Origin of the sequence: Paenibacillus sp. FSL R5-0345 (assembly GCF_000758585.1) — a bacterium.
In the GTDB taxonomy this organism is placed as follows: domain Bacteria; phylum Bacillota; class Bacilli; order Paenibacillales; family Paenibacillaceae; genus Paenibacillus_AQ.
In genome coordinates, this window is sequence record NZ_CP009281.1 from 4521576 (window position 1) to 4533987 (window position 12412).

The window sequence follows — 12412 nt, forward strand, 5'->3', positions numbered from 1 at the left end:
AGCATAACAGAAGTTGCGAAAAAAGGCGATGCACACCACTGGTTCAGGGGATGCATCGCTTGAATGAAAATGCGGAATAATAAACCGTAAACGTAATAATTTACAATAATGAAACAAGCTGATTTCCGAAATGAAGCTTTCCTCCACGGCGGCGGCAAACCTCCAAATTAACCGTTGGTTCAGGAAGTGCAGGGTCAAGCTGCAACGAGAGGCCAAACAGCTCCTGCGCTTCATTGAAGCGTTCCTGTGAAGCCCGGATGCAGCCTAAAGCATTATAAACCATTGCTTTCAGCTTGGTTTCCCGTATCAAACCGAGCATATGGTTCAAATGACTCCACGCTGCTTCCCCATCCCCTTCCTGAAGGTAAGAGATGGCTAAATATAAGCGAGCAGCCAAACTATCCGGATATTGCGCAATAACTTCCTTAAACTGCTCAATACATTTTCCATACATCAGCAGCTTATAATACCCCTGGCCTCTAACAAAAGTATCCATGCAGAGCTCGGGTGCTTCCTGCTCTGGCATGTCCTCTTCAACCACAGTCGTAAAATCTACACTTTCACGAAAGTGACTTAGCTTCTCTGCAAAGGCCAGCCATTCATCCATTACTTTATCGCTTAGTCGGTGCAGCATATTATAATTGCATAAAAGCTCATTCCGGCGGGCACCCTCCGCTGTAGGGTAATCTGTAACGATCTCCTGAAGCACCTTGTTCATTTCAGCAAACAAATGTTGAAACATGGGCTATCCCCCTTTACTGAAGATGAAATCAGTTCAGCTTGCCTGACTTCATTTTCTGCGAGAACGGGGTCTTTCATCCCTGCCATTCATTACATGGCGTAAGTCCATTATTTAAGCGATTGTAGCATGCAATTCATGATCAGCCAGCTTGACGGGTCTGTTGTTCTCATCCACGAATACCACTGTTGGCTTATGCGACTCCAGTTCTTCCGAAGACAACATCGCATATGAAATAATAATTACTGTATCTCCTGGTTGAACAAGACGGGCGGCTGCACCATTCAGACAGATCACACCACTTCCGCGAGGTCCAGGAATAACATACGTTTCTAACCGTGAACCATTATTGTTATCCACGATCTGTACTTTTTCATTTTCAAGAATATCTGCCGCTTCCATTAAGTTCTCATCAATGGTAATACTACCCACATAATTCAAGTTCGCTTCTGTCACCGTAGCGCGGTGAATTTTGGATTTCATCATATGTCTAAACAAGAGCGGCAACCTCCTTTGGAATAAATACATTATTGTCAATTAAGCGTGTTCTGCCAAACTTCACAGCAAGCGCTATAATAATTTCCCCTTCTACATCCGTTATTAAAGCTTCGTGGTCTAAACTTTCCAGATTAGGGAATGTCAGTATTTCCGCATAATCAATGACCGCCAAAGGAGAGCTGGAAATAACCGATGTCAACAATTCCCGCACTTCAGCAACGGTTCTTACTTTTCCTTCTTCAATGGACTGACGTGCTTCACGTAAGGAACGAGATAGCACTAATGCCTGACTACGTTCCTCCGAAGATAAGAATACGTTTCGTGAGCTAAGCGCAAGTCCATCCCCTTCACGAATGATAGGGCAAGGTACAATTTCAACATTCATATTCAAATCGGACACCATTCGGCGAAGCACTGCTACTTGCTGGGCATCCTTTAGTCCAAAGAAAGCATAATCCGGCTGCACGATATTAAATAGTTTATTCACAACCGTAGTTACGCCATTAAAATGCCCTGGGCGCGAAGCTCCGCAAAGTCGAGTAGTAAGCTCAGATACTGAGACTGTAGTCCGAGTAGGCTGCGGATACATTTCTTCTACACTGGGGATAAATACAATATCGACCCCTTCGCGTTCCGCCAGCTCCAAATCACGATCTTCATCGCGCGGATAGGAATCATAATCCTCATTCGGTCCAAACTGCAGCGGGTTCACAAATATGCTCATAACCACCGTGTTGCTCATTTCTCCTGCCCGCCGAAGCAGACTGGCATGTCCTTCGTGAAGATATCCCATGGTTGGAACAAAACCAATCGGGGTATGCCCACCTTGTCTCATATACTCCAAAGCTTCGCGCAGCTGCTCAATGCTTCTGACAACTCTCATCTTATTTCCCATCCTTTCCGGCACCGCCGTATAAAGATTCCAGAACGGTTTCATCTGCCTTAAAAACATGGCCTTCATCTGGGAACGAGCGATCCTTCACTTCTTGCACATATTGACTAATCCCCTCACGAATTACATTACCCACATCCGCATAGGTTTTGACAAAACGTTTCTCACGATAGGGTGAGGCATACCGCAGCAAATCATGGAAAACCAATACCTGACCGTCACAATAACGGCCTGCACCAATCCCAATGGTCGGAATGCTCAGTGCCTCAGAAATCGCTTGTGCGACTTCTTCTGTCACCAGCTCCAGTACGACTGCAAATGCACCGGCTGCTTCAAGCGCCTTGGCCTCATCCATCAGACGTTTTGCGTCTTTGGCGTCCTTACCTTGAATACGGTAGCCACCAATCATATTTACCGATTGTGGTGTAAGTCCAATATGTCCAAGCACAGGGACTCCCGCAGCTACAACTGCAGCGACTGTCTCACAAATTTCGAGACCGCCTTCCATTTTGACGGCATGAGCCCGCCCTTCCTGCATCAGTCTGCGCACACCCCGCAGGGTCTCATCTACACTTCCGTGATAGGTCATAAACGGCATATCTGCCACAATGAACGTATTTTGTGCGCCTCGAGTTACGGAACGAGTATGGTAGACCATATCGTCAATCGTAACGGGTAAAGTTGTATCATATCCAAGTACCACGTTTCCCAGGGAGTCACCCACCAGGATAAGGTCGATACCGGCTTCTTCAGCAAGTAGAGCCGATGGGTAATCATAAGCGGTCAACATACTCAACCGTTCACCATCTGCTTTCATTTTTTTCATTTTCACAATATTAAGTGCTTGTTTGTTTGCCATTTCTCTCTTCGTCCTCCTTTTTGAAATAACATCCCCGTAAAAATCGCAACAAAAAAACCCTTTAGCAATCATTTGCTAAAAAGGTCCGAAGGGCAAAAAAGAGTCACTCGCGATCGTCCCTTCTGTCTCGGTCCTTACGGCTCAGAGCAGAATCCAACGTAACCGTCTAACGCAGTTATGAAGGTAATTCCAATAATAAAAACATTATAAATTCATCAGATCAAGAGTACAGTTCGTAAAACGATACCGCCTCCGACCCATAGTATATCAAAAAGGACTCGGAATTACACGAAAAAAATATGACAAGGGATGACACCCCTGCCATATTGAAAAGACTTATAAAAGCTCAATTTCACCTGAGCATACATTTAAAATGTCCCCTGAGCTATTTTTAAGGAGTAGTCCGCCTAAGTTGTCCAGACCTACTACGACGCCTTCAGAACGCCCTTGAGGGCTATTCAGGGCGATTTGGCGACCCAATGTAACTGACATCGACTCCCATAGCTCTTTGATGGGTTTAAACCCTTGATTCATATACAGATTGTAATGCAACTCCAACTCATCGAGCACAGCTCTAACCAGCTCCGAACGGTCAATAGGAACACCGCTCCGCTGTATCCGAAGTGAAGTCGCCACTTCTTTCAGATGATCAGGATAATCGTCTTCAGTCAAGTTCGCAGAAATTCCAATTCCGGCGATGCAATATTGAAGCTCCCCTTCTCTTAGCGAAGACTCAAGCAAAATTCCGCATATCTTACGACCGCCCGCAAGCAAATCATTCGGCCATTTAATACCGGCATCGACTCCGGTCACACGACGTATTGCTTTACAAACGGCAACCCCAGCAAGCAGTGTTAACTGCGGAGTCTGTAACAAGGGTAAATTCGGCCGCAATACTATACTCATCCAAATCCCTTTGCCACGAGGAGAAAACCAATTTCTGCCCATTCTCCCCCTAGCGCCGGTTTGTTCTTCAGCGATTACGGTTGTTCCTTCTGGTGCGCCGCTTTCTGCCAATCGTTTGGCTTCCTCCTGAGTAGATACGACAGACTCTAGGAGCTGAACTCTGTCTATCCAATTCGAATCGGAAGCTTCCTGCTTCAATTCGGTTAGCGACAGCGCCTTATCATAGCTCATGTCCATCCATCCTTTTTGCTTCAAGCAGCAATACTTGTTTATTGTTTAATAGATCTCCCGAAGCAGTCGCTTGCAGAAGTGCACTCAGCATATTGCCGAGCCAAGGACCCGGACGTTTCCCAAGCGCTTCCGCCAGCTCATTACCTGTAACAGCAAGCTCCGATAAGCTCTTAAGCGGCATCTGTGCGATCCAGTCTCTTGCAGCTTGCAGATGGATCAAGGCATTTACAAGCTCTGGCGCCGCTGGGGTAGTGACAGCGGGTGAAATCTCTGAGACCGCTGGCGGGTTCGCAGCGGGAAGGCCACCTGCTGGCAAGATCGCCAGCAGCGAGAGCCACCCTTCGGCGGCTTCCACGCCGAAGGTCAGCACGGCGGCGAGGAAGCGCCGCCGCAGTAGATCCGTGCCGTCCGGTTCCCCCGGCGGCACTGCCTCCAGGGCAGCGGTCCAAGCTTCGCGGACCCGCAGCACCTGGACGACGCTGGTACGCGTCGTCCCCGAGAACGTCCATGCCCGCAGCAGCTCATCGGCCTCCTGGGCCGACTGCTTCAGGGCATGGAGGAGAAGCGCCCACCGCAGGTGGGCGCTCTCCAGTTCCCCTATCCCGGCCGTCAAGGCGGCAGCAGCTGCCAGATCGGTTCCGGTCCAGGGGAACGGGGCTTTGCCGCGCGCGAGCAGTTCACAGCGCGCTAGCATTGCAAGTCCGCGCCGAGGATGCGGCCCCTCTACGATGCGGTCCAGCTCCGCGCGGACGCGCTCCACAGCAATATGCGCCAGCTTATCTCGCTGGCGCAACAGTCCCCTCCACGTATTCTTGGCGATGGAGAAATCTAACACCGATGCGAAACGAACGCAGCGAAGCATGCGTAGCGCATCCTCATCGAACCGTTCCTCCGCATCCCCCACACAGCGGATCACACGGAGAGCTAGATCCTTCTCGCCTCCGAAGGGATCAATCAAATCTCCGTCCAGTCCGCAGCATATTGCGTTAATCGTAAAATCGCGACGACGCAAATCTTCCTTCACATCACTAACAAATTCAACATGTTCCGGACGACGATGATCGACATACCCACTTTCAGTTCGGTATGTCGTCACTTCAAACCCATGCCCATCCTGAAGCACGGTGACCGTCCCATGTGCTAGCCCTGTCGGAATACTGCGTGCGAAGATGGCTATCACTTCCTCCGGCACTGCTGAAGTTGTAATATCCATATCATGTACTGGCCTACCCAACAGCTCATCGCGAATGCAGCCTCCGACCCAAAAAGCCTCATGGCCGTTCTGAGTTAGCTCAGAAATTACATTTTCCGCCGCAAGAGCCATAGCGGATGGCGCCATTTTCCATTTCATTACGAACCCCTTACCCCCTGACTGTATCCAGTCTAGGTACCTTGCGCCCGAGCACACGGTAATATATATCTTCATACTGACTTGTAATCGAATCCTTACAGAAATCTTTGCAGGCTGTTTCCAGGCAGGCTTGTCTGAATTGCTGCACCATGCGATCATCCGAAAGGAGTTTAATTGCATATTTCGCCATAGTGTCCGTATCACCAATCGGAGCAATAAATCCCGTCTTGCCATGCTCAATTAGCTCTGGAATCCCTCCGGTTTGAGAACCTATAGTCGGTACTCCACAGGCCATCGCTTCTAGCGCAACCAGACCAAAGCTTTCCTTCTCTGACGGTAACAGCAGCAAATCAGCTAACGAAATGACTTGAGCGATCTCATCCTGTCTTCCTAAGAAGCGGACTTTATCTTCCAGACCCATTTCACTGATCTTAGCTTGAATCTTGGGAAGATCAGGCCCTTCACCAACAAGCAGCAGTCGTGAAGGGATTTCACGATTCACTTTAGCAAAGATATCTACAACATCGCTTACCCTTTTAACTGGACGGAAGTTACTGATGTGCATCAGGATCTTCTCTTCAGGTGAAGCAAAATCTTCCCGAAGATTCGATACATCCCGCGGGTAATAGACACGATGATCAACGAAATTATAAGTGAGGTCAATCTCGCGAGTGATATCCAGCACTTCTCGTGTTTCTCTAATGAGATCCTTCGATACAGCCGTTACAGCGTCACTTTCATTAATTCCAAGACGAATTAGATCTTTTAGAGATTCGTCCTGTCCAAGTACCGTAATGTCAGTGCCATGCAAGGTCGTTACAACCTTTATATCATTACCAAGCATCTGCTTGGCAAGAAATGCACAAACAGCGTGCGGAACGGCATAATGAACATGGAACAGATCCAGATTCTGCATTTTAGCAACCTGAGCCATCTTCGTAGCAAGTGCTAAGTCATAAGGAGGATATTTAAATACGTAATAATCGTTAACCTCTACCTCATGATAAAATATATTTTTCTGAAACTTCCCTAACCGAAACGGAATACTGTGTGTAATAAAATGAACTTCGTGCCCCTTTTCGGCCAAGAGTTTTCCTAATTCAGTCGCTACTACGCCTGAGCCGCCAAGAGACGGATAACAGGTAATACCTATTTTCAAACGATCCATGTTCCGTCCCCTTCTATACTTTATAAAGTATGATCCCCCGCAGTAAACAAATTTACCGCATAAGGAACTTTTGTAGCAAACCCTTCCGCATAAGGAATGAGTCTGCGCTGTCCAAGCAACATATCTCTAGAGCGGACCCGCTCAATGTAACCCTCCGTTAACGGAGTGGATACAGCATCGGCACCCAGCGGTTTGGTGAACTGAGAGCGATAACAGGACAATGCCTGCTCCTTTAACCCATATTGTTCAGTAACATCTACAATAAGATCCGTACGTCCAAGATCATTTATAAAATAAAAAAACAATTGTGGTGCTGAAACTGCCGGCTTGTCCGGCATATATTTACGTAGTTTGGCATTAAAGACCGCCTCTTCTACCAGCTTACTGCATGCTATATGATCAGGATGACGATCTTCCCAATAAGGAGCAAAAACTATCGCAGGCGCAAAACGGCGAATTTCTGCTGTAACAGCTGCTACATGCTCTTCCGTTATAAAAAGCCCTCTGTCTGATAAACCTAAATTCGTCCGCACCGATACACCAAGTAGATCAGCAGCTTGCTGCGCCTCTTCCTTGCGTAACTCTACAGTACCGTTCGAGGACATCTCTGCAGCCGTTAAATCGCACAAGCCCACTTTAAGGCCTGCAGCGGTATGTTTCGCAATCGTACCTGCCATACCGATCTCCGCGTCATCCGCATGAGCTCCAAATACAAGAATGTCCAGCTTCATTCATCGACACCTGGTTTGTATTTATGAACTAGTTCACGCCAAGCAAAGTCACCGCGATCAATCGCCTTCACAAGCACTTCAGCTGTCGCAATATTCGTAGCTACAGGTATACCGTATACGTCGCATAGACGAAGTAAAGCTGTAATATCTGGCTCATGTGGCTGTGCCATTAATGGATCACGCAAGAAAATAATAAGGTCCAATTCATCCTGCGCTACCATTGCGCCAATTTGCTGATCTCCACCTAATGGGCCGGACATATAGCGATGAATTTTCAAGCTAGTCACATCCATGATTCGTTGGCCAGTAGTCCCCGTGGAAAATAATTCATGACCTACAAAAACATGCTCATAGGCTAATACAAAATTTACGATCTCATCTTTTTTACGATCATGTGCAATAAATGCGATTTTTAACATGGTGTTCTCCCCTGTCTATTCTATAAAGTGCTCAAATCCATAGATCAAGCCAGTGTATTCCATAACCTTCTGAATCCCCATCTTAACGCCTGGCATATATCCTGCTCGCTCATAAGAATCATGCCGGATTTTTAAGGATTGTCCGAACCCGCCAAAAATCACTTCTTCTTGGGCAAACACACCAGGAAGACGGACACTATGTATCCGGAATCCGTTATAATAACCCCCGCGGGCACCTTCAATCGTTTCTTCTTCTTTAGGATTCCCTTGACGAAGCTCTTCCCGAACCTCTGAAATCATCTCTGCCGTTTTAATTGCAGTTCCGGATGGAGCATCCAGTTTCTGGTCACCATGATACTCTATAATCTCCAGATGCGGGAAGTATTTTGAAGCTTGAGCCGCAAATTTCATCAACAGAATAGCCCCTATGGAGAAATTAGGAGCAATGAGTCCGCCTATCCCCTGGTCTTGACACTGCTTGTCCAGTTCCACAATTTGCTCCGGTGTGAATCCGGTTGTACCAATAACCGGACGCACTCCGTATTTAATGGCTAGTGCTGTATTCGTATACGCTGATTGTGGTGTAGTGAAATCAACTACAACATCTCCATTGCTTCCCGCGAGGGCAGCCTCAAGATCTGAAGTTACAATAACTCCCGAGTCTTCTAGACCTACAAGACGGCCTGCGTCTATATCCATCGTTGAACGATCTACCGCAGCTGCCAGCTCTAACTCTTCGTCCTGCAGCACAAGTTTAATAACCTCTTTACCCATTCTCCCGCCTGCGCCGGATACGATAACTCTGATCTTGTTGCTCATATCTTTTCATCCTCGCCTTCACTGGTTATATAGTTACTGCATATACGATTGTATGGATTTCTGAAGGTCTACCATCAATTCTCGCAAGCCAGAATCATCCGGATGTAAAGAAATCACTTCTTTCAGGGCAGCTATAGCCTGAATATGCTCATTTACCCGACTATGCGCAATGGCAAGCCATACATAAGCATCCCCATATAAGGGGTCAAGAGTGATGGCCTCTTTAAGCAGCGTAATCGGATGATACGGGTTGCGAGTTTTGTTATCTTCATCTTCTATCAACCGCTTAGCTTCCTGTACATGCATCATAGCCTGAAGATGCTGTAGATGTAGACTATACTCAGGTTTGCTACCGTCTAACTTCATAGCGGCCTGAGCATGAACTAAAGCTTTATCTAGCATACCACTGCGGGCATACGTTATGGAACAACGATATCTGACTTCTGCATCTGCCGGACTTGCCGCAATCGCAGCCTCAAAGCAAACAATAGCTTCCGCAAAGTCACTTCGCAATATAGATCGGTAGGCTTCTCTTACATAATCTCTTTGATCCATATACACACCATCCTCACGGCTAAATCCCGTTCGTTTGGTACAGCATATGTTATAGAGGCCTAATCGGTGTCTTTTGGTGTCCAACGCCCAGCGTCTCGGGTATTAAACTTATGCATAACCTTATTATGCGCTTCAGTCAGATCTATCCCAAGAGAATTCGCAAAACAAACGGTAATAAACAGAATATCTCCCAGTTCAAGCTCAATAGAATTCTCTGCTTCATCAGACTTCTTCGGCTTTTCACCGAATTCATGATTAACTTCCCGCGCCAACTCTCCGACTTCCTCGGACATGCGGGCTAACATAGACAGCGGACTGAAGTACCCTTCTTTAAATTGCGATATATAAGCGTCTACTTCACGCTGAATGTCACCAAGACTTTTGTCCATAAAATGTATCTTTGCCCCCTCTGTATATCTTGCCTTCTGTTTGCCCCTATGTTATCGTAAAGACGTTTTGAAGACAAATCTTTTTTGAATATTTTAACACCTGCAAGAAAAGGTATACTTATTATAGGAAAAGAAAAACTGCCTTAACAAGGCCTAACGAGGGATTCCATGAATTCAAACAAAGTAATCGCAATCAGTAAAACAGTTGCTCCCATCATGCTCGGCACTGCCGTATATGCATTCGGTCTACTGTATTTCATCATTCCCAGTCAGCTAATGGAAGGCGGCGTAACAGGTATCACACTGTTGCTTAATTATGCCTTTGACATCCCAATCTTTTTAACAACGCTGCTAATCAATCTCCCATTGTTTCTGCTGGGTTGGAAAGTCCTAGGCGGCCGCCAAATTGTATACACAGGTGTAGGGATCGGGTCTTTATCCCTTTTCTTGTGGATCTTCGAAAGATTGATCTCTGCCGGATGGATCGTGCCGTTCAGTACCGAACATGACTTTATTCTTGCTGCACTATACGCAGGGGTAACACTTGGAACAGGGCTTGGGATTGTGTTCCGCTTTGGTGGCACTACAGGTGGCGTAGACATTGTAGCAAGAATTCTGGGACGGAATTTCGGCTGGAGCATGGGACAGATTATTCTGGCTATCGACATTTTCATTATCGGTTCTTCCATCTTCTATATTCCCAAAGAAAAAATTCTATACACACTCGTCGCAGTGTTTATCGCTTCACGTGTTATTGATTTCATCCAGGAAGGCGCTTATGCCGCCAAAGCTTTTACTATCATTAGTGACGAGGCACCCCAAATTGCCGATCTAATAACTGCTGAATTAGAACGAGGAGTAACGCTCATCCCCGCCATCGGTGCGTATTCTAAGCAAGCCAAGCATATGGTGTATTGTGTGGTCTCAAGGCAGGAAATTCGCCGTCTTAGTTTATTAGTCAAATCAATTGATCCGCACGCGTTCGTAATTATAAGTGATGTGCATGATGTTCAAGGCGAGGGATTCAGAGAAACATAAAGAAAAAGGAGCGAGGACTCTTCCCGCTCCTTTTTGTTATTCATTAAGCCAATTTCACTAAATCGGCTTGAATTTTTGATTTTCTCCACGATACTTACGATAGCCCACATAAGCTAATGCTGCAATAATAAAGCTTGCGGCTAGCCCTCCCCAAATCCCAAATTCTTGTGAGGCCAGGGGTAATGACAAAGCCGGCTCATCCTTCGATTTTCCGAACATTACCCGCACCGCATCCTGGCCGTAAGACACTATTTCAAGCAACCGGGCCCGTTCGATTTTTTGTGAAGAAGAAGGAATGCCTGCTGCATAAGAGAGCCAAGAATCAAAAGCATTTACAACTTCAGCCTGACGGGAGACGATCACTGCTGGCCGAATATTCTCGTACCTGCTCTGTAGCCTCTCTACAGCCGCTTTCCATCCAGCCAGATCATTTGCAGCACCGCTTCGTTCCATCGCATTCAGATCCTCGTGGATTAGCTTATAATACTGCAGCCAAATGGGCTGTCCAGGTTGATTTAGACTGTTGGCGGCTAACCGTAACTTGGTTGCTGTAGTCTCCAATTGCTCCTGAGATATTTTTGCACTTGCCACTGCAGCCTTCAGGTCCATAATTACCCCTGACAGCGCATTAATGCCCTCTACAGAAGTCATTCCTTCAAAGGAAGAGGAAACTAAGATCCTAGAGAGCTCTTCGGTTTCTTGTCGGACCTTCATCACATCGCCTTCCAAGACATACCCATACAATGCCTCAGCGGCTTGTTCTAGCTGCTGTGCTCCAGTTTTCCCACTCATCACAACCAAACCATTGCCCGAACTAACATCGGCGCTTTGCTTCGTATCATTGCCATCACCTTCACCAGCATTCGCTTGCGCTGCTGAAGCTTTTTCAACATTCATGCTGGTCAGTAACCAGCAAAATACTAGAATAACCAACACATAATATCTCCCGCGGAGCATGAGACATCCCCCTCCTACCTTAAGAAGAAACGACGTTGTCGTCTTTTAAAGACGATATTCATTTCTCGTAAAATTATAAGGATAAAGTATAGTATAAAACTAATACTTCTTATAATTCTAAATGTATGGCAAAGGGACAAGGGTTAGAACTGCTTGCTAGAACCTATTCTTAAACTGATAGATAGACTCACCTGGTCTTTGTCTACTACTAAACAACCAAGCAACAATTACGCTAAACACCGTAAGCGCCATTGTAAAGTATTGTACCTGAGTAACATCATCATTCAGTACAGAAGGTAACCATGGGTATATTCCATAGGAATAGTCCAGCAAATCGTTAGCAAGGGTCCAGAACAGCGCTAGCGGTATCATTTTGCGGAAAGAAAAGAATCGTGCATAGATCAAGGCTTCCACCGCCATCCCCAAATGGGAGATTACCAGCATCCAATCTTTCCACACTAGAATATCTCCTTGATACCCTCCAGCAAAAATCATACTTACCGCCCAAATCCCATACTTCACGGACGTCACTACCGCTAATGCTTCAATAAGCTCCCTAACGTTATTTCCCGTATAGCTTTTTGGAGGAAAGAGCATTAGCAACAGTGCCAAGGTAAAGAACAAGCTCGCGGTTGGACTATCTGGAACAAACGGCAGCAACCAAAGCGGAAAGTTAGCTGCCGTGAACTCCAATTGATTGCCATACCATATGTAGCCATAAATGGTACCGAGAAGATTCACAATAAATAACAACCAAATGATTCCTCGGTGTTTAAACAGTCTATCAAACCCATGAACTGACATACAGATCATTAACCTCCCAAGTAGTGGCAACTTTACGATTGACATACAAAAACCTG

15 protein-coding genes are annotated in these 12412 nt (G+C 46.3%); 1 reads left to right on the forward strand and 14 read right to left on the reverse strand.

The window, feature by feature from the left end; genetic code table 11:
• Window positions 1-100 precede the first annotated feature (100 nt).
• The 12 genes from R50345_RS20055 to R50345_RS20110 form a co-directional block, all read right to left on the reverse strand.
• A complete protein-coding gene (locus tag R50345_RS20055; RefSeq protein WP_042129502.1) occupies window positions 101-742 on the reverse strand; it encodes a tetratricopeptide repeat protein in 642 nt (213 codons plus the stop codon).
• Between the two features lie 111 nt (window positions 743-853).
• Entirely contained in the window at window positions 854-1237 is a 384-nt protein-coding gene (panD, locus tag R50345_RS20060; protein WP_042129504.1) for an aspartate 1-decarboxylase, read from the reverse strand.
• Window positions 1230-2120 carry a pantoate--beta-alanine ligase gene (panC, locus tag R50345_RS20065; RefSeq protein ID WP_042129506.1) on the reverse strand — a complete coding sequence of 297 codons (891 nt, stop codon included), beginning with the start codon at window positions 2118-2120 and terminating at the stop codon, window positions 1230-1232. Before panC ends, panD begins: the two co-directional genes overlap by 8 nt.
• A gap of 1 nt (window position 2121) precedes the next feature.
• On the reverse strand, window positions 2122-2988 hold the full coding sequence (gene panB, locus R50345_RS20070) for a 3-methyl-2-oxobutanoate hydroxymethyltransferase (protein ID WP_042129508.1): 867 nt from the start codon (window positions 2986-2988) through the stop codon (window positions 2122-2124).
• 336 nt (window positions 2989-3324) lie between these two features.
• On the reverse strand, window positions 3325-4125 hold the full coding sequence (locus R50345_RS20075) for a biotin--[acetyl-CoA-carboxylase] ligase (RefSeq protein ID WP_052414666.1): 801 nt from the start codon (window positions 4123-4125) through the stop codon (window positions 3325-3327).
• Entirely contained in the window at window positions 4115-5464 is a 1350-nt protein-coding gene (locus R50345_RS20080) for a CCA tRNA nucleotidyltransferase (protein WP_231573834.1), read from the reverse strand. The genes R50345_RS20075 and R50345_RS20080 overlap by 11 nt, the downstream gene beginning before the upstream one ends.
• Window positions 5465-5486: 22 nt before the next feature.
• The gene (gene bshA / locus R50345_RS20085) at window positions 5487-6644 is read right to left on the reverse strand and encodes an N-acetyl-alpha-D-glucosaminyl L-malate synthase BshA (protein WP_042129514.1); all 1158 of its coding nucleotides are present in this window, start codon (window positions 6642-6644) and stop codon (window positions 5487-5489) included.
• 20 nt (window positions 6645-6664) lie between these two features.
• Complete coding sequence (bshB1, locus tag R50345_RS20090) at window positions 6665-7375, reverse strand: bacillithiol biosynthesis deacetylase BshB1 (RefSeq protein ID WP_042129515.1); 711 nt, start codon at window positions 7373-7375, stop codon at window positions 6665-6667.
• On the reverse strand, window positions 7372-7794 hold the full coding sequence (locus R50345_RS20095) for a methylglyoxal synthase (protein WP_042129517.1): 423 nt from the start codon (window positions 7792-7794) through the stop codon (window positions 7372-7374). The genes bshB1 and R50345_RS20095 overlap by 4 nt, the downstream gene beginning before the upstream one ends.
• 15 nt (window positions 7795-7809) lie before the next feature.
• A complete protein-coding gene (gene dapB, locus R50345_RS20100; protein ID WP_042129520.1) occupies window positions 7810-8613 on the reverse strand; it encodes a 4-hydroxy-tetrahydrodipicolinate reductase in 804 nt (267 codons plus the stop codon).
• 33 nt (window positions 8614-8646) lie between these two features.
• The gene (locus R50345_RS20105; protein ID WP_042129521.1) at window positions 8647-9168 is read right to left on the reverse strand and encodes a tetratricopeptide repeat protein; all 522 of its coding nucleotides are present in this window, start codon (window positions 9166-9168) and stop codon (window positions 8647-8649) included.
• A 59-nt stretch (window positions 9169-9227) separates the two neighbouring features.
• Window positions 9228-9557, reverse strand: a complete 330-nt coding sequence (locus tag R50345_RS20110; RefSeq protein WP_036676271.1) for a nucleotide pyrophosphohydrolase — start codon at window positions 9555-9557, stop codon at window positions 9228-9230.
• 168 nt (window positions 9558-9725) lie between these two features.
• Here R50345_RS20110 and R50345_RS20115 point away from each other — a divergent pair, with 168 nt between their 5' ends.
• A complete protein-coding gene (locus R50345_RS20115) occupies window positions 9726-10595 on the forward strand; it encodes a YitT family protein (protein ID WP_042129524.1) in 870 nt (289 codons plus the stop codon).
• A gap of 57 nt (window positions 10596-10652) precedes the next feature.
• Here R50345_RS20115 and R50345_RS20120 read toward each other — a convergent pair whose 3' ends face one another.
• Both R50345_RS20120 and R50345_RS20125 read right to left on the reverse strand, forming a co-directional pair.
• Window positions 10653-11552 (reverse strand): sporulation protein YpjB, encoded by a 900-nt coding sequence (locus tag R50345_RS20120; protein WP_052414667.1) that lies wholly within the window; start codon window positions 11550-11552, stop codon window positions 10653-10655.
• 156 nt (window positions 11553-11708) lie between these two features.
• Window positions 11709-12356: a DUF1405 domain-containing protein gene (locus R50345_RS20125; RefSeq protein WP_042129526.1), complete on the reverse strand. Its 648-nt coding sequence runs from the start codon at window positions 12354-12356 to the stop codon at window positions 11709-11711.
• Window positions 12357-12412 lie beyond the last annotated feature (56 nt).